The sequence below is a fragment of the Flavobacterium sufflavum genome (assembly GCF_004016525.1).
GTDB classification, from domain to species: Bacteria; Bacteroidota; Bacteroidia; order Flavobacteriales; family Flavobacteriaceae; genus Flavobacterium; species Flavobacterium sufflavum.
In genome coordinates, this window is record NZ_SACJ01000008.1 from 146,402 (window position 1) to 170,129 (window position 23,728).

Here is a 23,728-nt window from a genome sequence, read left to right on the forward strand (position 1 = left end):
CATAATAATTGATTGTTTGTCATATCCTTGAAAAAACAAGGCTGCCCATTTTTTTGGAGCAGCCTTGTTTTTTTATTCACGATATAGAATCTATTTATCCTTTATTAATGATTTAGTTGTGATTTTAAATCGGTTAGTTTGGATGTCCTTAGAATCATCAGGAAGTTTTCCTCCCACGGCTATGGTAAACCAGCCGGGTTCTATGACTCTTTGCCCTTTATTGTCAATTAAAGAAAGCTGTCTTGGAAAAATTTTAAAACGTACTGTTTTTGTCTCTCCTTTTTTAAGATTAATGCGTTCAAAACCTTCTAATTGCCAAATTGGGCGTGGAGTAGAAGCTTTTTCATCTTTAAGGTAAAGTTCTACTACTTCATCTCCGTCTCGTTCTCCTGTATTGCTGACATCAACTGAGACTTCAAAATCTTTTTCAGCATTAATATTGGTTGGTAATTGTAAGTTAGAGTAATTAAATTTTGTATAACTTAAACCAAATCCAAAAGGATATAGTGGTTTTTTATCAAAATAACGGTAGGTACGACCTTTCATATCGTAGTTTTCAAAATCAGGTAATTGTTCTACCGATTTGTAGTAAGTAACAGGCAATCGACCAGCGGGATTGTAATCACCAAAAATAACATCGGCAATAGCGTTACCTCCCTGCTGTCCCGGATAACCTGCTGTTAGAATGGCAGGAACATTTTCATTAGCCCAATTGATAGAGAGTGCGCTTCCGTTGATTAAAACTAATGTTACCGGCTTTCCCGTTGCAACCATGGCTTTCATTAATTCTTCCTGATTGGATGGTAAGTCCAGGCTGGTGCGGTCTCCACCTGCAAATCCAGGAGCTTCTACTTTCATTTCTTCTCCTTCCAGACGTTCGTTTAAGCCTAGTACAAGAACTATGGCATCTGCTTTATTGGCTACTTGTGTGGCCTCTTGAAGTAAGTTTTCCTGTGGTTCTGCCCATAATAATTGAGCTATGGCATCACCATAGTAATTCTGGTATTTGACCTCTATTTTATACTTTTTACTGGCTTCTAATTTGACTTTTTGACTTCTTATTCTCGGTGCATGGCTGTTTTTTCCTCCTGATATTTTTCCGGTTTCAATTTCTACAGTCATAAAAGGTTTTGACCATTCCGAGATATTGTATTCCCCAGTTTTTGGAGCAACAATGTATCCTGTCCATTTAATGCTGTAATTGCCCATTTTTAAACGTGGATCGGGAGTGTTGATATCCCAATGAAAATCGATATTGTCGTCAACTCTCGTAAAAAGAGGCACTCCTTCCCATTGAGAATTAGCATAGTATTCCCCTTTTAATCCCTGCGTACCGTTTTCGTTTTCAAAACAAATAGACGGAATCACTTTCATGGCAGGTACTCCTTTTGCCAAGTCGGTTCCCTGGGCGTAAAGTACTTTTGCATTAGGTTCTATTTTGTTTTTAATTCCTTGTAAAACACTAATTGGATTACTTGGAATTCCGCTGTAATTACCCCATAAAGACTGGATGTCGTCGGCATTTGGACCAATTACGGCAATAGTTTTAATCTCTTTAGAAAGCGGAAGACTATTGTTTTGATTTTTTAATAAAACAATACTTTTTTGCGAAGCTATACGAGCCAGATTATTGTGAGCGGCATTGTTGTTTACTGAGAAAGGGATTTGCGCATAAGGTACCAGTTCGTCGGCATCAAACATCCCTAATTTAAAACGGGCTGTGAATAGTCTTTTAACTGCTATATCAATATCTTTTTCAGTTAGTAATTTGCGTTCAAGGGCTTCTTTTAAGGATTTGTAGCTACTTCCGCATTCTAAATCCAATCCCTCTTTAATAGCTAAAGTAGATGCGGTAGCGGCATCAGGAGTAATTTTGTGCCATTTCCAAATATCGGTTACAGCTCCGCAATCGGATACTATATAGCCATTGAATCCCCAATCTTTTCGTAAAATATTGAATAAATAAGGACTGGCGCTAGCCGATTCTCCTCTAAAACGATTATAGGCGCCCATTACTGAATAGACATGTCCTTCTTTTACCAGTGTTCGAAAGGCAGGCAGGTAGGTTTCAAACAAATCGCGATCACTGGCTAGGGCATTAAATTGATGACGGGAAGGTTCTGGCCCCGAGTGTACGGCATAATGTTTAGCAGTAGCTATTACTTTTAGGTATTTTCCGTTGGAGCCTTGTAATCCGTTAACAAATTGAAGTCCTAATTGTCCGGTTAGATAGGGATCTTCACCATAAGTTTCGTGGCCACGCCCCCATCGGGGATCACGAAAAATATTGATGTTAGGAGACCAAAAAGTTAATCCCTGGTACATGCCATGTTGCCCTCTTCTTAAATATTCATGATGTTTAGCGCGTGCTTCATCTGAAATGGCATTGGCTACATCAAAAATTAATTGGCGATCCCAGGAAGATGCAATTGAAATAGATTGTGGAAAAACTGTGGCATATCCGGCACGGGCAACTCCGTGTAAGGCTTCGTTCCACCAATTGTATTCGGGAACATCAAGGCGTTTTATGGCGGGCGAGCTATCCATTAACTGACTTATTTTCTCATCAATAGTCATTCTGGAAACTAAATCATCAACACGCTGGGCAATTGGTAAGTCGGTATTTTTGTAGGATAAATCTTTTTGAGCAAAGGTATTTAGTGCCAGTAGACTAAATAGTAGCACTAAGGAATGTTTTTTTCTCATTGATTTTTGGTCATTAGATAATTAGTAATTATGGTTTAAGTAATTGTATGTAAAATATAAAATTTTGCCTGATCAATTACAATTTAAAACAAAACTACTTAATTAATACAGCGCAGGTTGGGATAAATTGCTATTTGAAGTATGTTGTAAAGCTTGTGATCGAATATTAAATTAAATTTACTTTCTGAAATGGGGACAAAATGCTATTTAAAGGGGGGGATTTGTCTAGTGAGGGTTGTGTTTTTAGGTTTAAGCTAGAATTTTAATAGTTTTGTGTACTCTAAAAGTTAATAAAAATATAAATGTTTATAAAGAACATAATTGTTGCATTTTTTTGTTTAGTAAATGTCCTATGCGCGGCTCAGCCATTTGGAGTTTTGACGCATTTTTCACATAATGTAAATTTAAGTCAGTCGCTTATTTTAGATATTCAACAGGATAAAAAAGGATTCATTTGGTTGGGAACCTATAATGGCTTATATCGTTATGATGGAACTTCATTTCTAAATTTTAAGGTTCTGGAAAGTGACTCATTAGATCTAATGTCGAATCGTGTGTCTAATTTTAAGTTTGATAAAAATGGCCGCATTTGGATTAGTTCTGAAAAAAACGATGTTTATTATTTCGATACCTATAAGTTGAATTTTCATCATCCGCTGGAAGGTGGAGTGTATCATTCTTCAGCTATTTCTTTTAGGGAATACAAAGTGATGCCTTCAGGGAGGGTGTGGCTTTTTCCTAAAAATAAAAATTTCTTAATTGCTTTTGAGGCCAATAAAAAAATTAAAAGGGTTGATTTTAATCTTCGAAAACTTTTGGGTAAAAAAGTTAAGGATGTTTTTGAAGATTCGATGGGAACCACATGGTTTTTGACGGGCACAGGTATTTGTAGGTTAAAAAAAGGGGAGGTTATACCTGAATACTTCTTTTTTAATAGACCTGAAGTCTCTGGAGAGTCTTATCCATTTAATTGTGTTGTGGAAACAAAAAATGAGATTTGGTTTGGAGGTTCTAAGGGTAAGCTTACACGTTATTCGAAACAGTCAAGTACTTTTTTCGATGATCAGCTTGGTATAAAAGAGGATGTTACTCGAATTAAACTTGTAACTGGTGGTAAATTGTTAATTCTTACAGATGCTAAGAGTTTTTATTGTTATGATATTAATATCAGGAAATTAGATGTTTATAATAGTAAAACATTAGCCGGTTTTCCTGAAGGTAGTATTAATCATATAGGATTGAGCCGTAAACGTCATTTTTGGTTTCAGGCTTTAAAATCAGGGCTATATAAATTTGATTTCGTTACCAGAAAGTTAAAGTATATGGAGGTTGAGTCAAATTACCCAGCTGCTACTAGTATAGAACGAAAAGAATTACTGCTTACCGATCCAAAAGGAAATGTGTGGATTCAATCAAAGAGAGGCCCCTTGGCCTACTGGGATGAAAGTCAGGATAGATTGTTTTCTATTGCTAAATTTATGAAGGAATCCAGAGAAGAGGTGTCTGATCTAATGCATTCAGCAATGTTCGATGTATTGGGAAATTTGTGGTTTTGTTCTTTCAAGCAAGGCTTAGACATGATAACTTTTGGCAACAATAATTTTTCAACATTAAACTTAGGTTCATCTGAGGATCAAAAGCATAATGTCCGAAGCCTGATGGAAGACAAAAATGGTATTCTTTGGGTTGCGAGCCGTTCCAATAAAATAACATTAATTGATTCTAAAAAAAAGAAAATAGGTTTGTTAGGGGCAGATGGGACTTTGTCACTAAATAGTCCTGGATGGGGTGCAGATATTTATAACATGATGCAGGATACTAAGGGACGAATATGGATTGGAACCCGGGGAAATGGATTGTTCTGTTTGTTGCCAACCGAAAAACCGTTTAATTATAAAGTAAACCATTATAAGTATAGTGAAAAGGATCGTTATAGTGTCAGTTCTGATGATATTTATAAAATTTTTCAAGCATCAACAGGCAAGATTTATGTTGCTACGTGGGGAGGTGGGGTAAATATTATTCAGCAATCAAATAATGAATTTCGTTTTATTAATTATAGGAACGAATTAAAAAATTACCCAATAAAGTCTGCCAATAAAGTTCGCTTAATTGTCGAGAATAAAGAACATAAAATGTTCTTTGTTTCTTATGATAAATTGTTTTCTTTTTCAGGGAATAATATGCCGGCAAATAAATTACGATTTAAAGAATTTTTACAGATTTCAGGTAATGATATTTTGGATATTCTAGTGACTTCTGATAATCGAATAGCATTGGGAACCAATGGAAAAGGATTGATTTTAGCTGATTTAGATAAGCAAGGTCAATTAAAGATCAAGTCCGTTTGCAGCGAGACAACCTCTTTTCTTATTCAGGGAATTTTATCAATGCAAAAGGATAAATCAGGTAAAATTTGGGTTACGGGAGATAACCAGATTGTAAAGTTTGATCTCCAAAAAAACAGTGCAGAAACATTTCCCGAACTGAAATCGCTTATTGGTGCTGAAATATTTTCTGAAGGTACAAAATGCCGCCTGTCAAATGGTGAAATTGCTTTTGGCTATTCTAATGGTGTTATTTGTTTCAAGCCTGAAACTATTAAGCCTATTGAATTTAAGCCTTATTTATCAATAACTGGATTTGTAGTTAATAATAAGGATTTGCACGAAATTAATCCTGAGATTCCTGCGAATTCTGATTTACTTAAAGAAGTTAACTTAGAACATGACCAGAATTTCTTCAGGGTTCAATTTTCGGCCCTTGATTATATTAAAAATGAAAGAATTATTTATCGGTATAAATTAAAAGGCGTAGATAAACAGTGGAATTATATTAAAGGAGGAGAATCAATTAATTATACAAATTTAGGTAAAGGAAAATATGAGCTTGTAATTTCGTCTACTAACCATCATAATTTATGGGTAAATAATGAGAGAAGAATAAAGATTAATGTTCTTCCATCGTTATGGAACAGCAATTTTGCTTATTTCTGTTATGCATTGTTGGCTTTTAGTTTGTTGTTGCTGGTTCAGCATATCTTTTTAACCATTTTGAAATTGCGTAATGATGTACAAATGCAAGAACAAATGGCTGAGTTGAAGCTGGATTTTTTTACCGATATTTCACATGAAATTCGTACTCCTCTTACTATGATTACTGCTCCTGTGGAAAAAATGCTATTAGATAATGATGTGCCAAATTCAGTAAAAACACAACTTCAGTTAATTGAAAGAAATACGAATAGGTTATTGAATTTGGTAAATCAAATTTTAGATTTAAGGAGAATTCAAAATAGAAAATTAGAAGTTAAGGAAATTAATTTAGGAGAGTTTACTGCTAAGGTTTGTGAAAATTTCAGGGAAATAAGCTTGCAAAGTAAAATACGATTGGAATTAAAAACTAGCATTTCGAATTCAAATATATGGGCCGACACAGAAAGCCTTGACAAAATTTTGGTGAATCTAATTTCAAATGCTTTTAAATATTGTCGAAAAGGGGATACTGTTGAGGTAATTGTAGAGGAATCAGAAAAAGAAGTGCTATTAAAAGTTAAGGACAATGGACCGGGAATTAATCCTTCTATACAAAAGCGATTATTTGTACGTTTTTCTAATTATAATGAAAATCCAAATAATCCCAGTACAGGAATTGGACTTTCAATTGTAAAGGATTTGGTAGATCAACATAAGGCAAGCATTATTGTTGATAGTGAACCTTCAAAAGGAAGTTCTTTCCAGATTTGTTTTCAAAAAGGATATGAGCATTTTAACGAAGAGGTGAATATTATATTTCAGGAACTCGAAGAAGATGAATCCGATTCCATTATCGAGACTGAAAATGAAGTCGCTGCGGTGGAATTAGAAGAGATAAAAAAAGATAAGGCAGTCGGTTTGATTGTTGAAGATGATTCCGAATTAAGAGAATTTATAGTTTCAATATTAGATGGGGATTATACTATTCATATAGCCGAGAATGGTATGGAAGGACATTTGAAAGCAGCAAGCTTGTCTCCCGATTTTATTATTAGCGATATTATGATGCCTCAAATGGATGGTATAGAAATGCTTAGACTGCTTAGAAATAACATTGCAACTAGTCATATTCCGGTAATTTTGCTTAGTGCCAAAACTTCAATTGAATCAAAATTGGTGGGAATGCAATATGGTGCTGATGAATACCTGAGCAAGCCATTTAGTGTAGGTTATTTAAAAGCGAGAGTAAAGAATATTTTGGAACAACGTAATCGACTGCAACTTTTTTATTCGAGTGGTAATATTGTTGAAATCCCAATTGATGAACCTTTACAAATTTCTAATCAGGATCATAAGTTCATGTTTCAGGTAATTCAATTGGTTAAAGATAATTTGTCTAATGCTGATTTTACGGTCGATGAATTAGGGAAATTAATGTGTATGTCACGCGCTAGTTTCTTCAATAAGCTGAAAGATTTGACGGGGATTTCTCCTGTTGTGTTTATTAGGGATATGCGATTGAACATAGCAGCCGAAAGAATTAAAAAGGAAGATTTGTTGATAAAGGAAATTTGTTTTGAAGTAGGCTTTAACGATTTGAAATATTTTGGGAAATGCTTTAAAGGAAAATTTAATTATAGTCCAGCCGAATATCGTCGTCTTTATCGTTAGTGTACCAATTTAAGTTTTAATATAATAGTAATATATTTTTGAGGGACAGTAAGCAGGAAGGTTGTAAAATAATCTTGCTTACTGTTCCTTTTTTTTCTGAAATAAAGTATAAACAGACTTATTTTTTTAGCATTTTGTGCTAGTTGTGCAATACTGTAATTATTATCAGTGGGAACAGCCTGAAATAAGGGATTTGTATCTGTAAATTAATGATTTTATTTGTTTTACAGGATTTTATTTCACAGCTGTTTAGAGAAATACCCCTTGTAATTTATCAATTTATCTACCGTTTTAGATTGCTTTTGACTGCCAGAAATTGGATTAGCAAAATCCCCCCTATTGAAAAGCAATTTTTACCCCTATTTAGTTTTCTCTATATCTAATTTCACCGCCGAACCAAATTAAAAGTCTCCAGGGACTAACTTAACCATTTAATTAACTAAAAAAACACTTAATGAAACCAACTATTAAACAGCAGTTTGATGTACCGTTATTTGCACCAATGTGTTTATCGGTTTTTCTCCAAAAGTCCGATGAAGAAAAAATTGCAAGAGCTAATCTAAAATACTGGGATGGGATTGCCAGGGGGTAATAAACGTTTATATGTTTGGTATAATTAGCCAGTGAATAAATTAAATGCTTATTCACTTTAAAAAATGTAAACGTTTACATCTTATGTGTTTAGTTTGATTATACATTAAAAGTGAAAAACATCACAAAATGTAAACGTTTTCATTTTTTAAGAATGTTAATAATAAACGTAATGCGAACTGAATAATAGACTATGATTCAGGGTTTTATTTTCGATTTATCAATTTTTAATAGAAATAACCAACCAACTAAATAATTAATTTTTTAAACCAAAAAGAAACACATTTATGAAACAAACATTTAAAATGGTATTTAGTGTATTACTGTTAAGCATGATGAGCTTGACTGGTTTTGCACAAAATGCAAACAATAAGGTTATTATCACTGGAAAGGTGGTAGATAAAGATGGGCTGGGAGTTATAGGCCTCAATGTTATTGAAAAAGGGACAAAAAATGGAGTTCTGACTGATGTCGATGGAGGCTATAGAATTCAAGTCTCAAAAGGAAGTATATTGCAATTCTCATTTATTGGAATGAAGTCTGTTGAAAAGAAAGTTGGCGATGCTTCTACAATTAATGTAACCATGGAAGAAGATAATGCTTCATTGACTGAAGTAGTAGTGGTAGGGTATGGTGCTCAGAAAAAATCACATCTTACCGGAGCAGTACAAACAATTAAAACATCCGAAATAGAAGATCTACCAACAAATAACTTGGCTGCGGCTTTGGTTGGTAGAGTAGTGGGTGTAGGTATTTCCGGAGGTTATTCCAGACCAGGAAAGCCAGCCTCTATTAATATGCGAAGATCTGTTTCGCTGTCAAAAGATGGAGGAACAACAAATCCTTTGTATGTAATTGATGGAGTGTTACAGGTAGCGGGAGATGGTTCAAACGATTCTACTCAGTTTGATAATCTGGATGTTTCAGAGGTAGAGAGTTTAACATTCCTTAAAGATGCAGCCGCCGCAATTTACGGTTCCAGATCAGCTAATGGAGTTGTTATTGTAACTACAAAAAGAGGTAAAAAAGGACCGGCTAAATTTACTTATACAGGTTCTTATGGTATTGAAGACGAGAGTTATAGAACAAAGATGTTAAGTGCTTACGATTATGCTATGTATTATAACATTATGAATGGTCCTAATGGCTATAATAGACCTGTTAATTCTGCTCAGTATTTCTTTTCACAAGATGAATTGGACTATTTTAAGACTTTGCATTATGATCAGTTAGATGATGAATGGAAGGCATCTTCTAATCAAAAACATACCCTGAATGTTTCAGGAGGTACTGATAATGCTACTTTTTTTGCAGGAGGTTCTTATTATACTCAAGGAGGGAATTTGAGTAATATTAAATACGACAAATGGAACTTTAGATCAGGAGCAAATTTTAATGTTTCGGATAATTTTAAAGCTGGAATTCAAATTTCGGGTTATTTTAATGACGATTCTAGTACAAACAGTAGAAACGGAGGTACTAATGAGGAAAACGATTATAGAAGATTGTTGAATGCCTCTCCTTTTTTACCACAGTATATTAATGGTTTGCCTGTTCAAAGGTTAAATACTGCAAATGAATCCCAATATCACTTTGGTGAAATTAATCGTTTGGGTAATGTCTCTTCTAATAGAGGAAATAATCTATCGGTTAATTTGAATGTTGAATATAAAGTACCTTTTATAAAAGGATTGTCAGCCAGAGCCTCTTATGCTCGAAATGTTTCTTATAACAGATCAGCTTATGTGGGGACTAAATTCACTATTTACCAATTTGTCGGAACAGGAACAAATGGACATATTTTTGATCCTTCAGCAAATCTGGCTATTTCAAAAGCCAATACTTATAATAACGGAAACAGAATTGGTTGGGGGAATTCCAGAAATCAATCGCAGCAATCTAACTTAAATTTATCGTATAATCGTGATTTTGGAAAACATTCTGTTTCAGCTTTGTTTTCTGTTGAAAAAGGGGAGGCTTTTAGTACTAAAGAAGAATTTTATAAAGATGATCCATTGTTAACTACTAACGGTCAGTCTAGTACAGCATTTGGAGCTGTAGATGGAGCTACTTCTGGATCTGAATCTGGTTCATTAGGTTATGTTGGACGTATGAATTATTCTTATGGAGAAAAGTATTTAGCAGAATTTTTGTTCAGAAGTGATGCTTCTACCCGATTTGCACCTGAAAACTATTGGGGTAAATTTTACTCTTTATCAGCAGGTTGGGTTATTTCGAAAGAAAACTTTTTTAAGTCACGTGTTATTGATTTCTTAAAACTTAGATATTCTATAGGTAAGTTAGGTAGTGATGGAACAAGACCTTGGCAATGGAGACAACGTTTTACCTATCAGGTTGGACAAGGTATAGTCGTAGGGAATGGTAATGCTACTACCGGTCTAAAAATGGAGGTAACGCCTAACAGAGATGCGACATGGTCAGATGAGTTGAAAACTAACTTTGGTGTTGATGCAAAATTTTTAAATAATAGATTGTCTTTAACTGCTGAAAGTTATTATAATGTTGCAACAGATATCCTGATGAGTAAAACTGCTAATGTTCCATTTACAGTTGGAGGATCAGTAGCTTCTGAAAATTATGGAAAAAGAGATAATTACGGCTATGAATTTGCTTTAGGTTGGAACGATAGAATTGGAAAAGACTTTAAGTATGGTCTTGATGTGAATTTTGGTTGGGGAAATGACAACATGATTGTTGGGGACTTTAATCCAATTGAAGTTCTAAAACCTTGGGGAGTTAAGCCAGGACCTTCAGATCAGGGAGTATGGGGTTATGATTATGTTGGGATGTTAAAATCACAAGAGGATATTAATGCTTATGTAGCTAAATATAACATTATATCTGTTATGGGGGTTAAAGCAGCGGACCTTAGACCAGGTTCCTTGTCGTATGCTGATATTCGTGGTCCAATGAATACTACTACTGGTGAATTTGCGCCTGCCGATGGAATTGTGGATGAATGGGATCAAATTCAATTAGCAAAAAGACAAGGTACTAAATATGGTATGGGTACAACTTTAAAATTGGGTTATAAAAATATTACTTTGGCAGCAGTTGTAACGGCTTCTTTTGAAGGTGGTTGGAACGAGGTTGATAGCCAAACCAGAAAGTCAATGAAGTCAGCTATCAATGATGGTATAGATAATAGACCTTCTATTTGGAACGATATTTTTGATCCAGTACTAAATCCTAATGGTACCATGCCGAATCCATATAATGAGGCACTTAATTTGGCGCCTACCTCTAGATTCTGGCAACGTTCGGCTACCAGCATCCAAATGCGTAATATTAATTTAGGATATGCAATGCCTGAGAAATATGCTAAAGCATTAGGGATTAGTAGTTGTAGATTAAATCTAACAGCTTTAAATCCATTCATTTTATATAATCCTTTTAATTATAAAAATCCGAATGGAGCTTATGACATCTATCCAGTTTTAAAAACGTATTCTTTGGGACTTAATCTGGCTTTCTAATTAAGAACAAATTAAATTAATGACAATGAAAAATATAAAAATAAATATAGTATTGGGAGCCTTACTAACAATGTTTTTAGGGAGCTGTAGTGATGACTTTCTTGCTGAAAAGGAAGATTTAACAGGGGTTAATGAGCAGGTTTATCAGGAACCAATTTTAGGGAAAGCTTATGTGGATTACATCTATAAATCAATTTTACCAGCTAATAATACAGCTGTTTTTACATATGATTTAGCAGTAAATAGTGATGATTTTTGTCAAACTACGGACGAATTGCCTGGTGAGGTAAACTGGAATAAGTTTTGGGCAAAACCGGGGACTAATACCGATGCAAACTGTCTGACTTATATAGGTCCTCCTATCAATTCAAGTATTGCCAATACGGTTTATACCCGATTGAGACAAATTAATTTGTTTTTAGACAATATTGACAAGTATGGAATGGCTGAAGCCGATAAAAACCCATTAAAAGGGCAGATGTATTTTTGGAGAGCCTGGCAATATTTTGATTTAGTAAGGATTTACGGTGGAGTTCCATTGGTTTTGACTGCTCAGAGTTCTATTGGTGGTAATCAGGATATTAAGACGCCCAGAAGTTCTACTTCAGCTTGTATCGAACAGATTGTGGCTGATCTAGATATGGCAAAAAATTTATTGCCAGGGAAATGGGATGCTACAGAATGGGGAAGAATTACCAGCGGTGCAGCAGCTGCAATGAAAGGACGTGTATTATTGACTTGGGCAAGTCCACAATTTAATCGTACCGATGATGTTAGTCGTTGGCAACGTGCTTATGATGCTAATACTGAGGCAAAAGCTTTGTTAGAACAAAATGGTTTTGGGTTATACAATACAGGAGGTTTTGCTAATGGTGCTGCATGGGAAAATATGTGGTTTGCAGAAGCGGGTAATCCTGAGGCAGTAATTGTTTATGGCTTTAATAATACCACTTCTTCTAATGTCTTGAGAAATAATGGTTGGGAAAAAGCTTGTCGTTCTAAGACTTTAGGAGGATCAGGGGCTATAGGTGCTACTAAACAAATTATGGACGCTTTCCCAATGAAAGATGGTAAAGCACCAGGTGTTTCAACAACCTATCCATATAGTTTACAAACTTTTTATAAAAACAGAGATCCTCGATTTTATAAATCATTTGTTTACAATGGAGCACCATGGGCTTATGCTGAAGATGCTAATTTTAAACAGTTTACTTATTATTGGCATAAAACGGCTCCAGCTAATGCTACAGTATTACCTACTGGCTTTACAGAAACTTTAGGAACAGTTAATACTAATGTATATGTGAGAAAAGGGGTTAATCCAAAAGCAAGTAATGCAACTAATTTTCAATATAGCGGTACAGATTATATGGAAATGCGTTTTGCAGAGGTTTTGTTGAATTTAGCAGAATCGGCTATTGGGGTTAATAAATTAGCAGAAGGTAAAGCTTTGATTGCAAAAGTTAGAGAGAGAGCTGGTATAGAGAGTAATGGAGGTACCTTTGGTTTAGATAATGTAATCACCAGAGATCAGCACTTTGCTGCGGCAATTAACGAGAGAAAAGTAGAACTTGCCTATGAAAGTAAACGTTTTTGGGATTTAAGACGTTGGATGCTTTTTAATGATGACTTTGGAACTTGTACTCGTTTAAATCAAACTCCTATACATGGAATGAGACGTCAAGGCTTGTTTTTTATTGCACAAAAGAATGGAGCTAATTATGTAGGTAATGCAGATCCATTTTTACCAGTAAACGGAGTTGCTCCGGTAGCTGATAGAAATCCGGCGACTTATCCGGCAGGTATTACAACTTATGATCAGTATGTAGATTATTTTTATACTAATTACTTAAAAGTAGTTGTTAAAGATAATATAGAAGCATCTGCAACAATACCTTGGACGTTTACTTGGTATAATCAATACTATTTCTTTGGATTACCTGCTAATGCTCTTAATACTGCACTTTATTTAGGACAAACTTCAGGATGGTCAGGAGGTACTTCAACTTTTGATCCATTACAATAAAAATTGGGACTGTTTAAGATCTTGAGAGATCTAAACATATAAGTTTGGTTAAAAAAATAATTAGTTTGGTTTTTATTTTTTACCTCAAGAGTATAAATGCTCTTGAGGTTTTTTTTTTATAAAATTTATCAACCATATTTTTAAGGCAAGACAAGCCATAAAAAAAGCTTCATATTTCTATGAAGCTTTTCTAGTAGCGGGAACAGGACTCGAACCTGTGATAATGGACTTAGCAATAACGGCACTTTATAAGGTTTCAGAATCTTTGTATGCCTAAAAGTATACCTTTTCATGTTGTTTGTTGTTTAAAATTAATAATAATATTTTATATTGTCCTGTCCTTATATAATATATTACATAGGACATAATGTATGTTATGTGTTTTTAATTTTTTACTATCAAAGTTTTTATATGAAATTTATTCCTTTACCTGATGATATTAGTAATGAATTTAAAAGCTTGTTTGGATCTTCAGAAAAGACTTCTGCCACTAATACAAATACTTCCACTACCAATAAAACTATTGATGGTTACAAAGGGATGTATGATGCATTTGAATTGTACAATCTAGAAATTGACGATGTACCAAAATTACTAGATCCATTTTTTCAAAAAGTTGGATTAGCATCTTTAGTAGGTACTTCTGATAGTGGTAAATCAACTTTTCTTAGACAGTTGAGCTTAAGTATCGTTTTAAAAAACGAAACTTTTATTGGCTGTAAATTAAATTGTAAAAGCAATAAGGTCATTTATGTTAGCACGGAAGATGATTCTAATTCAGTAAGTGCTGCTATTAGAAAGCAAATTCAATTTTTAAAAGGACAAGATGAAAATTTGGATTTTTCACTATTGAAGAATTTAAAATTCATTTTTGATACTGAAAACCTGCTAGATATATTGGTATTGAGTTTAGAAGAAGAGCCTTGTGATCTAATTGTTATAGATGCTTTTTCAGATGTATTTGCCAAAGAGATTAATGCCAATACCCAAGTAAGGCAGTTTTTAAATGAATATGATAAACTTGCTAAGAAACACAGTTGTTTAATTTTGTTTTTGCATCACATTGGTAAGAATACTCAAAAGAATAGCCCAAGTAAAGACAGTATAATAGGCTCACAAGCATTTGAAGCTAAAATGAGGTCTGTTATAGAACTCAGACCGAATAGTTATAAAGATAATTATAAAGATTTATGGGTATTGAAAGCTAATTTTTTAGATAGTTCTCATAAATCTAAAAGTTATGTTTTAGAAATGAATAAAGATTTAATTTTTAAAGAAACTGGAGAAAGAAATAGTAAAGTTCAAAATGTTAAAAAAGACAATGCCGCAATTATTGATAAAGTTCTAGAACTAAAAAGTAAAGGTTTATCAGTAAGGCAGATTGAAGCAGAGTTAAAAAACACTGAATTTAAGGTCAGTAAGTCAGTTGTAGGAGAAATAATTAAAGACAACAGCAAAAAGAAGTAACTTACCACACTTTCTGGGTCAAATAATTCTTACTAACGGAATTAATTTATTAGTTTTATAAAATAAATCAATGTTGATGTAGCTTTTTCAAATTCAGTAGTTTTTAAATATTAAGAATCTCAAAACAAAGAAATCCTTTCCTCTAAATGAGAAGTTTTTAAAAGTCACTTTTTAAATTCTAAAGTGTAGTTAGAAATAAAAAGTTTAAAAAGAATAACAATATGAGAGTGAATTTATTGAAATATCACTACTAAATATAAAAAATGTAAAAGCCAGTAAAAAGATTAGAGTGAAATTTCAAATTTGATAAATCTATTGATGCAATGGTTTAGAAGTTGTACAGTTTGATTGGGAAGAAATTAGCAATTGTAGAGAATAATTAAATTAACATAAAGAATGGGAGAAACATCAAAAAGGAGTGGTGAACACGGAGAAGAAATTGTTGAAAAATTTTTAAGAGATATTATTGGATATTCTAATATTCAGACTAATAAAAAAATTGAATGTGTTTACAATAAAAAACATATTATATCTACTTCTAGTAATAGAATCACACATGGAGCTGATGCGATTGTTTATGGTAAAAATAATTTAAAAGATGATAATTTAGAAGTTGGAATCATTTCAATTAAACATACAATTGACCATTATCCGACACTAACATCATTTGATACTAAATTCCAAGAATATTTTAAAGAGTTAGTTTTCACTATAAATTGTTTTAAAAAGCATCCATTGAGTTCTACAATCAACCAATCTAAGATAGCTGAGGGAGTTAAAAGTACAGATTATATTGGGATTATTTTTTGGCTTTCAAATAAAGGTAAAAAGGAAGATGATGAATGGAATATCAGAGCAAGAATAAGTAGTAAATTGACAACTCTTGAAAACGAAATTTATGATAAAGTTTTAGTAGTTGATAATGATATTTTTGAATTTCTTTACAATAATCTTTTGCATATTAAAAAAACTTTTGAAAAAGTAGACTTTATATATCCTAAAACTGGTTTTAATCTGTCGAGTAGTAATTTAGGTTACGGCAGTAAATTACCATTGTTATATTTAAATTCAAATATAATCCCATTAAGGATTGAAGATAAGGGGGATAAGTATTTATTCTTGTTAATTAAAGATAGTTTTTCTGAAGAAAACTTTATGAGTTTAATTAACTTAGCAAAAAACTTAAATACTTTACAAACAACAAATTCAACAATATTTTCATTCCCCAATTTTAATAAATTTGAGCATGAACAAATTATTGAGAAAGTATTAGCATTAAATGGAATTGATGAAAATTTTAGTAGTCAAATTAAAGTAGTCAAACATAACATAGATTTTAGAAATAATGAATAACATACTTCCAAATGGTACAGAGTTAAGAGATTTGTTGTCTAATTCATTTTTAACAACGACTCACATTAATAGATTATTAAAAAGTAAAGGTATAATAACTCAAAATTCTGATAAAAACGCTTCGTTTCCAATATATATGTCCCTTTTACTTTCTCCGGATGAGTTCAATTATTTAAATGAGCAAAACACTGAAAAAGAAGAAAAAGAAAAAGTTAAATCAGTAATTATTCCAATAGATGGGGATATAGATTTAGCAGATTTGTGTCTAGATTTAAAAATAAAAGAAATTCTATTAGAAAAGCTTACTTATTCTCCTAATTATGAAGTGTATGGTACTCCAAACATGACTATTACTAATAATGAGATAAATCTTGATGTAACAATTAAAACTACTTCTAATGTTAAAGGGTGGTCAAGTAGAGAATCTTATCACAAAGCTTCATTAAATTTAAAAAAAGTCGATGATAGGCTTATTGGAACTAAAACATTTACATCAAAAGATTCTGAAAAAGTTATTGATTTTGCAATAGAAGATTATGAGGAAAAACTAAAAGAGAAAAATTATTTCAAAAGAGGTAAAGAAATAAGTAGAATATTGTTTGGTAATTTTAATAATGTAAATAGGTTTAATTTTTTTTATTCTTTTGCACAGGACTTCAAAAACACAATGCTATTTGAAGAAATTACAGATATTGATATACTACCCGACAGTAGTGTTTCTAAAGTATTACCTGAAAAATTAAAAGAATTTTTGAATAATGTAAATAATTTGAGTTTAAAAGGTAAAAAACTTCAAGATCATATTTTTATAACTCAAAAAGAGAATCATGAATTCGTTCAATTGAAGGCAATAAAGTTTAAATATAGATTTGATAAATTAGGTTGTGATGGTACTTGTGTTATTGAGTTTGAGTTTCCGGATAAAAAAAATATGAATATTTCGGAGTTTCAGCTTAATATTTCAAATTTATCAATTGATAAGCACGATAAGGAAAAAGTTACTACACCAACAATTACAAAAAAAATTAATGCTATTCTAAATAGTCATAAGTTGAAAAATTATGAAATTTATCAAAACGAAAAGGTTGAATGAATTAGAATTTTTACTAAAGTTAAGAGCTAAAATGTTTATGGTTCCATAAATAATTCTAAATAGTGGTATCGATATCTAGTTATAATTCTTGTTAAGAATAATCAATAAAGACAGCCTTTTGAGCTGTCTTGATTTTTATAAATAATTCCAAATATATCCTCCTGAACTTTTGCGTTCATTTCGACAACATTTAGTAATGCAACTTTTGGATATTCCAGTTTTTCTTGATGCTTCTGAAGCTGATTTAAAATTTTCAATGAATTCTTGATTTAATGAATATTGATTTACAGCTTTTAATCGGAAATCTGTTTTTGGAATTATCTTTTCTAATTGTCTATAAGACCAGAAAAAGCCATCATACATCTTGGAATTTAAACAGGCACTTGAAATTCTCTGTTTGTCTATTCCTAATGTTTCTTTAATTTCGGTTAAATTGTTATATGTTTCAATAAGAATTCCATTTTCATTGTATTGATACACTAGCTTTTGAAAGCCTCCGCCACAATCACTGTTATAGCCTTCCTCTTGCGCTTTAAAATCATAAATGTACTTAGTTTCCTTTTCAGCTAATTCGTTCGGATTTGAGGCTGTATCGAGCTGTTCCCAGACAAAGTTACCTGCGCCAGAAGTAGTAATTGCATCGTGAAATTTTTGACTGCTTCCTGAATTAGCTTTTTGTAAATGATCTTGTTTTCTTTCTTCAATAGATTTTGTTGTGGCACCAATGTAACATTCTCCTGTTATTATATTTTGCGCTTTATATATTATATAATTTGTGTTTTCCATTTTCATCTTCTTTTCTATTTATTAATCTGCGATAGTATAAACTCCAAGTTCTAATACAACCTCATTCATTATTTTTTTAACTATTTCCTTTTCACTTTCCTTACAGAATAGAGCATCATAAATATAACCAACATAGATCCCCATTGTATTTAGTCTTCCGATACTTTCTTTCATGATTTCAACCTCTTTTGCAAACATTCTCATTGAAGTAACCCTGTGTTTGAATTTACTATTATGTTTCTCGATCTCAATATTTTTAATCATTAAATGATCTGATTCTTTATAAAATTGGTATAATGGACTTCGTTTCATGCCGGCTAGTGTTTCATTAAAAAATGAAAGGTGTTCAATTTTTACTTTTTTAATATCAATTCCACTATCTTCAGAAACTTGTTGATGTGTTAGAAATTTTTTTGAACCGCTATAAATTGACATTGCAATATTTGGATGCAATGCTTTAAAATCAACTTCTACTATTGGTTCATTATCAATCTTAATTAGTTTTCTAATCCAACTTGCCATCAAAGAAAATGAATCAACCACTCTTCCTCCAGATTTATAATCACCTATTATGGGTATCATATAGCTGATATCCGTGTAAAACTTAAATGATTTAATATTTTCCTCAACAAAACTTCTTTGTGAGGCGTCTTTGAAATAATCTTTGGAGTGATTGTTTAATTTGGTTAGTAATTTTCCCTTTTTCGTTCTGTATTTTCCTTTAATCAATCTATTTGCTTCAATTTTTAATTCACTTTCATTAGGTAAATCTATTCTAGGATATAATTTCAGTAAATTAGTTGCTATTATATTATCAGTAGCTTTTGCAATTTGACTGTAAATGAATTTATCTCTTTTAGCAATAATTTCAGGATTTGTAATTGTGTATTTTACTAAGTTATTGTTAGAAAAGGTATCTGTAAAAGAATATGATTTACAAGTTATTCCCTCTTGATATGTGTCGGTGCCTAACTTATTTTTCTTAGTTTGAATTACTGAATCAGTAGTACTCGATTTATATTTTAAAGCTTGAACAATATGATTATAGATAAATGTGTTGTCCTTACCTTTTCTGAATTGCTCATCTAATATTTTTGATGATAGCGATTTCCATCTGTCTTCAGAAAAAAGAGTTGACGTTAAATTACTACTGAATAGCAAGCAATTTTCAACAGCATACTTTTTGTTTTTGTCGATTTTGTTTAAATACCTTTTTGGAATCTTCTTTTCAATATGACGTTTTATATTCTTAGGAATATTTATTGTCGTAGCATTTTGAAAAAATAGCGGATAAGTGGCATGAATTTCATCTAAATTTTCAGAATAAAAAACGTTGTTAGCCACTGTATTTACTGTGTTTTCTTGGGCTTGATTAGCTTCTAAACTTGTAGTAACATAATTGAGGGTAGGTGGGTAATAATAGGATTGATAAGAACTAGAATAATAAAGTCTTTCCATTGTTTATAATTTAAATTTTGAAATTGATTTAAATTACAATATGCTTATACTCTTGCTTAATATTTTTTTTGATTTCAGATAATCAAAGGAGTCTGTTTAGTCAGACTAAGCTACCAAGAGTTAATATTAAGTGATGGATATTTTTGTAGATTTTTTGAAATTTTTAGAAGATTTTGACACACTTAAAAGTCAAAATTGTAACAATCACAAAGATAAGCATAAATATCTGATTTACCAAATATTTTCCTACTTATTTTCGGTAAAAGCGTAAAATAATTACAGAAAGTAAATTTAATTTAGAAAAAACGGATGAAAGTACAAGTTTTGCACAATCATCCGCTAGCAATGCTAACATTTTCAATTGCTTTTTGATGTAGGAGAGGCAGTTTCAAAAGATTGGATAACAAAAAAGTATAACTCCTTTGCCTATTTATACTAGAATATCAAAATGATAGTAATAGTAGGCTTCATTATTAATTATATAAACGGTTTTTAACTCAATTGTGACTTTAATTTCATCTACAAATACAAATTGTCCAGTTTTAAGCTTGCCAATGTCTTGTACAACCTGTACTTCAAATGGACAAAACAGTCTTTTCAGGATGTTATTCCACGTAATTACATAGATTTCTCTTGGAGAACTGTATTTTAACAGCTCAGCCAACTCTTTTTTTGTCATTTTTTTAATTAAATTTTGATTTTTTAAAAGGACAAATTGGTATTGTTTAATAGCCTAAATGCTATGATTATAATTATGAAGGAACCAGTTACTCTTATCGTTTTTAATTGAATTTGCGAGGTAATTGATAAACTCGTATGCATTTACATTCTTTTCAAAATTGGTATCAATGTAAGCGCTCTTAGCTGCTTCTGTAAACAGGTTATACAATCTCCATAAGTTTATATTCCCATTTTCAAATCTTGCAAAGTTTGGATCTAAATGATAATCTTTAATAATTGAATTAATTTGATTATCATTGATGTTTAGATTAAATAGATTGGCTTTAGTTTCTTTATCTAAGAAGGAGTATAATTTCATTTTTCCAATTAGGTGGGCAAATTCTGGTTCAGTTATGGAAAAACAACTCATCTCGTTCATTTGTTGGAGATGTTTCTTTTTATCATAGCTATTTATCAATTCATAGATTTTAGCTTTTAATTCTAAAACTGAAGATACACGAATATCTTGTTTTAGTCCATCCGTAGAAATGCATAAGTTTGTGCAAACTGTGTTTTGGAAACCTATGAAGACTTTAAATTTCTCTATCGATTTTTTACTAAAAAGATTTTCCTGATTGTAGCTTCTAACACCACCAATTGTCAAATTTAGTTTATTGCCATTGATGATTTCACTGATTTCTGGAACTTCAATTACAAAAGCCATACGTTCATAATACAATGTCTTTTCGTGCTCTAAAAGTTCTTTTGCAGGTTTCCCAACGGCTGAGGGAATTCTACCCTTAATTTGATGACTTACCCTTATTTCAGGCTTTAAAACACCTTTATAATCTAAAATTTCTTCGACAACTTCTTTAGTGCTTTCAATAAATTCATAATGACTAATAGTTGATTCATTGTCTTTAGCAAATACCGGAATAATACATTCCGATTTGAGATGATCCAAATCTACTTGTACCGTATTTGCCTCGATAAAGTTCCTTTTTGGAAATACTATGATTTCTTCCTCGTCAATTACTTGATGGATTGGACTATTTAATACTAAATTCATTTTCTTGTGGATTAGATTCTTGGATAATTTGTTCGTTTGGGATAATTTGATTGTTAAGGCTTTCTAAAGCTTCTTTACGTGCAACAATTAGTGGATAAAGTTCCTTGCTTAAATGTGGATATTGAGCATAAATTGTTTTTAAACTCTCATCAGTTGTACTTGAATTGATTTCATTTTTAATTTCATCTAAAGAAATTCCGTCATTGCTCCATTCGATTAAGCGTTTTCCTGTAGCAGAATTGATGATGAACTCAGGTTTTCCTGCAAATAATCCAGTACGGTCTTTGGAAGCAGAAACGAGATGATTGTCATTTAAAAATTCAAAATTTACTGTAAGCTCATACTCATACCCTTCGCGAGTAACTTCTTTCATTCCTAGTTTACTCACTTTGGTTTTGCCATCAGAACCTTTATCGACGCTATAATCTACCTTTCTTCTACTAGTAGTAATGATGTGACATTTAGATAGAATAATGGCATCTACAAAGGCGTTATGCCGTGGTGTAACTTTACTCCAATCCTGAAAACGTCCGCCTAATTGTTCGTGTATTTCTAAACATCCACCTTTTGATTGCCACTCGTGGCTGATACTATCAATGATTATCACAGAAATATCAGCTTCTTCACATACTTGAATGGCTTTAATATAGCGTTCAGGTGTAAAAGGTTCGCCTAATGGCAATACATTGAAATTTCCCAAGTGGGAATAAAGACTTGCAGAGTTGTTCTCTGTGTCTATCAAAGCAATTTTCCCCCAGTCGTTGGTCATTCCATACGCCATTAATAAGGCTGAATAGGTTTTACCAAACCCACTCGGACCTGATAATCCAATTCTTAATTTTACTTGATGTCTTTGTGCTTTTTGTAATTTCATAATTTTACTTTTTAAAATTTGAATTAGGTGTTTTTAAAATTCTTTGGATAAAAAAAAAGGAACCTCATTGCTGAAGTTCCTTAATTATATTGTCTGTTTTTGAGCTGTTTTAGTACACCTCTTGTGGTTTAATAACATTATCATTAATGATAGCGTCTTCATCGGATAAATACTCATAACGATGAGTCATTTCTACAATCTCGCCTGTTTCACGATCAGTGTAGTCGTATGGTTCAACTTCTACTTTTCTAATCTGTCCAGGAAGTTGAGTACCAATTAATGACTTACATGTAATTTCGTTAAATGTACACGCAAGATTTGTGGTTTTTGCAGTAAGATAAGTTCTGCCACTTTCTTTACTCTTAACAGCTTCAACTCCACCTTGAACAACAAGTGAATAAAATTTTTCTCCGTTTTCTTTTTGGAATGCCTTGTAATCAATAATTGTTACCATAGTATTAATAATTTAATTGAATTAAAATCAGCAATAATTTGGATTGTACTTTTTTAAATATCCAAATATCACTGGGCGGGTATATCCCAAAATTTGAAGCAAGTGAGGGTTGACCTGTTTGTTAGTTCATTTATTCAATCCCAAAAAAAAATAAAAAAAATTTTGGAAATAAAAAAAGGCTCAATTTGATAGTGTTGAACCTTGTAGTAGTAGAGTGTATTGATTAAGAAAAATTTAAAATGGCATCGTTTCAATGTAAATAGAATTCTCAGATTCTCTTACTCTTAAACTCAGTCTTGAATGCTTGTGTACACTATCGTATAAATTATAATGTTTCGTATCTTCTTCATCCTCCCAATCTGGTATTTCAATTTTAAAATTCATTGGCTCAACTGAATTAGACTTAGCGGTAATCAGCATCTTTTCAAAAAAACCATAGAATTTTCTTTTATCTGTAGCATCAGTAATAACTATTTCAGATTGTAAATAGGGCATAAAAAGCTTTGCATCGAAAGTTAAGCAAGATTCAATGAGTTTGTTTAGTATGTTTTCTTTGGTGTATCCTTTCATTGGTAGGCTCCTATTGTTTCGTGAACTATTATATGTGTTTAAAGGTTAGAATTTTGTTTTTTTAGGGAAAGGAGGTAAAGTACTTTATTTTTTAATGAAGTTAATTTGCTTGTTAACAAAACATATAACTCCTAAAATCCAAGCTGTAATTCTTGCATTTAGGACAATAGTTATTTACCTGATTCAACTTCAAATCGAAATTTTGAAAAATATATTTTCCTTCATTGTCTCCTTTTAGCTGTTCATCTGTGTAAAAAATGTAATCTGGATTATCCTTTTCTAACATGTAATTTACACTTGTTAATTCTTCCGTAGTTTTATCATACACTGGTACTGGATTATATGTTTGGAAATCGAATTTTCCTCCGCCATATTTAAAACTTGTCTTGTAATTGCAAATTTTACAGTTTGCTTTTAGTATCTCCGCCATAGTATTGATTTTTTTAGGTTAGTCTCCCATCTAATTTTAAGGAAAAGC

16 protein-coding genes are annotated in these 23,728 nt (G+C 32.0%); 7 read left to right on the plus strand and 9 right to left on the minus strand.

What is annotated here, in order from left to right; all coding sequences use genetic code 11:
* Window positions 1-90: 90 nt before the first annotated feature.
* A complete protein-coding gene (locus EOD40_RS13070) occupies window positions 91-2,706 on the minus strand; it encodes a beta-glucosidase (RefSeq protein ID WP_128196221.1) in 2,616 nt (871 codons plus the stop codon).
* Window positions 2,707-3,008: 302 nt separating this feature from the next.
* Between EOD40_RS13070 and EOD40_RS13075 the strand changes: the two genes are divergently transcribed.
* The 7 genes from EOD40_RS13075 (at window position 3,009) to gapS4b (ending at window position 17,379) form a co-directional block, all read left to right on the plus strand.
* A complete protein-coding gene (locus EOD40_RS13075; protein ID WP_128196223.1) occupies window positions 3,009-7,352 on the plus strand; it encodes a hybrid sensor histidine kinase/response regulator transcription factor in 4,344 nt (1,447 codons plus the stop codon).
* A 454-nt stretch (window positions 7,353-7,806) separates the two neighbouring features.
* Window positions 7,807-7,944, plus strand: coding sequence for a hypothetical protein (locus EOD40_RS17970; RefSeq protein WP_164905481.1), 138 nt, complete (start codon window positions 7,807-7,809; stop codon window positions 7,942-7,944).
* Between the two features lie 286 nt (window positions 7,945-8,230).
* Window positions 8,231-11,440, plus strand: a complete 3,210-nt coding sequence (locus tag EOD40_RS13080) for a SusC/RagA family TonB-linked outer membrane protein (RefSeq protein WP_128196225.1) — start codon at window positions 8,231-8,233, stop codon at window positions 11,438-11,440.
* Between the two features lie 25 nt (window positions 11,441-11,465).
* Window positions 11,466-13,466 (plus strand): RagB/SusD family nutrient uptake outer membrane protein, encoded by a 2,001-nt coding sequence (locus EOD40_RS13085; protein ID WP_231129630.1) that lies wholly within the window; start codon window positions 11,466-11,468, stop codon window positions 13,464-13,466.
* Between the two features lie 411 nt (window positions 13,467-13,877).
* Window positions 13,878-14,933, plus strand: coding sequence for an AAA family ATPase (locus EOD40_RS13090; protein ID WP_128196229.1), 1,056 nt, complete (start codon window positions 13,878-13,880; stop codon window positions 14,931-14,933).
* Between the two features lie 396 nt (window positions 14,934-15,329).
* The gene (gene gapS4a, locus EOD40_RS13095) at window positions 15,330-16,286 is read left to right on the plus strand and encodes a GapS4a family protein (RefSeq protein WP_128196231.1); all 957 of its coding nucleotides are present in this window, start codon (window positions 15,330-15,332) and stop codon (window positions 16,284-16,286) included.
* Window positions 16,279-17,379 carry a GapS4b family protein gene (gene gapS4b, locus EOD40_RS13100; RefSeq protein WP_128196233.1) on the plus strand — a complete coding sequence of 367 codons (1,101 nt, stop codon included), beginning with the start codon at window positions 16,279-16,281 and terminating at the stop codon, window positions 17,377-17,379. Before gapS4a ends, gapS4b begins: the two co-directional genes overlap by 8 nt.
* A 135-nt stretch (window positions 17,380-17,514) precedes the next feature.
* Here the strand turns inward: gapS4b and EOD40_RS13105 are convergent, their stop codons facing one another.
* The 8 genes from EOD40_RS13105 to EOD40_RS13140 form a co-directional block, all read right to left on the minus strand.
* Window positions 17,515-18,165, minus strand: a complete 651-nt coding sequence (locus tag EOD40_RS13105; RefSeq protein ID WP_164905482.1) for an NUMOD1 domain-containing DNA-binding protein — start codon at window positions 18,163-18,165, stop codon at window positions 17,515-17,517.
* A gap of 21 nt (window positions 18,166-18,186) precedes the next feature.
* Window positions 18,187-19,623: a hypothetical protein gene (locus EOD40_RS13110; RefSeq protein WP_128196237.1), complete on the minus strand. Its 1,437-nt coding sequence runs from the start codon at window positions 19,621-19,623 to the stop codon at window positions 18,187-18,189.
* A 430-nt stretch (window positions 19,624-20,053) separates the two neighbouring features.
* The gene (locus EOD40_RS13115) at window positions 20,054-20,302 is read right to left on the minus strand and encodes a hypothetical protein (RefSeq protein WP_128196239.1); all 249 of its coding nucleotides are present in this window, start codon (window positions 20,300-20,302) and stop codon (window positions 20,054-20,056) included.
* Between the two features lie 54 nt (window positions 20,303-20,356).
* Window positions 20,357-21,352: a DUF3871 family protein gene (locus EOD40_RS13120; protein WP_128196241.1), complete on the minus strand. Its 996-nt coding sequence runs from the start codon at window positions 21,350-21,352 to the stop codon at window positions 20,357-20,359.
* Window positions 21,333-22,226, minus strand: coding sequence for an AAA family ATPase (locus EOD40_RS13125; RefSeq protein WP_128196243.1), 894 nt, complete (start codon window positions 22,224-22,226; stop codon window positions 21,333-21,335). The genes EOD40_RS13120 and EOD40_RS13125 overlap by 20 nt, the downstream gene beginning before the upstream one ends.
* Before the next feature lie 109 nt (window positions 22,227-22,335).
* Window positions 22,336-22,680: a hypothetical protein gene (locus EOD40_RS13130; RefSeq protein ID WP_128196245.1), complete on the minus strand. Its 345-nt coding sequence runs from the start codon at window positions 22,678-22,680 to the stop codon at window positions 22,336-22,338.
* 234 nt (window positions 22,681-22,914) lie between these two features.
* Window positions 22,915-23,250, minus strand: a complete 336-nt coding sequence (locus tag EOD40_RS13135) for a hypothetical protein (RefSeq protein WP_128196248.1) — start codon at window positions 23,248-23,250, stop codon at window positions 22,915-22,917.
* A gap of 112 nt (window positions 23,251-23,362) precedes the next feature.
* Window positions 23,363-23,680: a hypothetical protein gene (locus EOD40_RS13140; protein WP_128196251.1), complete on the minus strand. Its 318-nt coding sequence runs from the start codon at window positions 23,678-23,680 to the stop codon at window positions 23,363-23,365.
* Window positions 23,681-23,728 lie beyond the last annotated feature (48 nt).

Bases quoted from the DNA above. Each gene is read 5' to 3' on its own strand.
- EOD40_RS13075 (WP_128196223.1), top strand. From the start codon at position 3,009: ATGTTTATAAAGAACATAATTGTTGCATTTTTTTGTTTAGTAAATGTC.
- EOD40_RS13125 (WP_128196243.1), bottom strand. From the start codon at position 22,226: ATGAAATTACAAAAAGCACAAAGACATCAAGTAAAATTAAGAATTGGA.
- gapS4a (WP_128196231.1), top strand. From the start codon at position 15,330: ATGGGAGAAACATCAAAAAGGAGTGGTGAACACGGAGAAGAAATTGTT.
- EOD40_RS13080 (WP_128196225.1), top strand. From the start codon at position 8,231: ATGAAACAAACATTTAAAATGGTATTTAGTGTATTACTGTTAAGCATG.
- EOD40_RS13120 (WP_128196241.1), bottom strand. From the start codon at position 21,352: ATGAATTTAGTATTAAATAGTCCAATCCATCAAGTAATTGACGAGGAA.
- gapS4b (WP_128196233.1), top strand. From the start codon at position 16,279: ATGAATAACATACTTCCAAATGGTACAGAGTTAAGAGATTTGTTGTCT.
- EOD40_RS13135 (WP_128196248.1), bottom strand. From the start codon at position 23,250: ATGAAAGGATACACCAAAGAAAACATACTAAACAAACTCATTGAATCT.
- EOD40_RS13085 (WP_231129630.1), top strand. From the start codon at position 11,466: ATGAAAAATATAAAAATAAATATAGTATTGGGAGCCTTACTAACAATG.
- EOD40_RS17970 (WP_164905481.1), top strand. From the start codon at position 7,807: ATGAAACCAACTATTAAACAGCAGTTTGATGTACCGTTATTTGCACCA.
- EOD40_RS13070 (WP_128196221.1), bottom strand. From the start codon at position 2,706: ATGAGAAAAAAACATTCCTTAGTGCTACTATTTAGTCTACTGGCACTA.
- EOD40_RS13130 (WP_128196245.1), bottom strand. From the start codon at position 22,680: ATGGTAACAATTATTGATTACAAGGCATTCCAAAAAGAAAACGGAGAA.
- EOD40_RS13110 (WP_128196237.1), bottom strand. From the start codon at position 19,623: ATGGAAAGACTTTATTATTCTAGTTCTTATCAATCCTATTATTACCCA.
- EOD40_RS13140 (WP_128196251.1), bottom strand. From the start codon at position 23,680: ATGGCGGAGATACTAAAAGCAAACTGTAAAATTTGCAATTACAAGACA.
- EOD40_RS13090 (WP_128196229.1), top strand. From the start codon at position 13,878: ATGAAATTTATTCCTTTACCTGATGATATTAGTAATGAATTTAAAAGC.
- EOD40_RS13115 (WP_128196239.1), bottom strand. From the start codon at position 20,302: ATGACAAAAAAAGAGTTGGCTGAGCTGTTAAAATACAGTTCTCCAAGA.
- EOD40_RS13105 (WP_164905482.1), bottom strand. From the start codon at position 18,165: ATGGAAAACACAAATTATATAATATATAAAGCGCAAAATATAATAACA.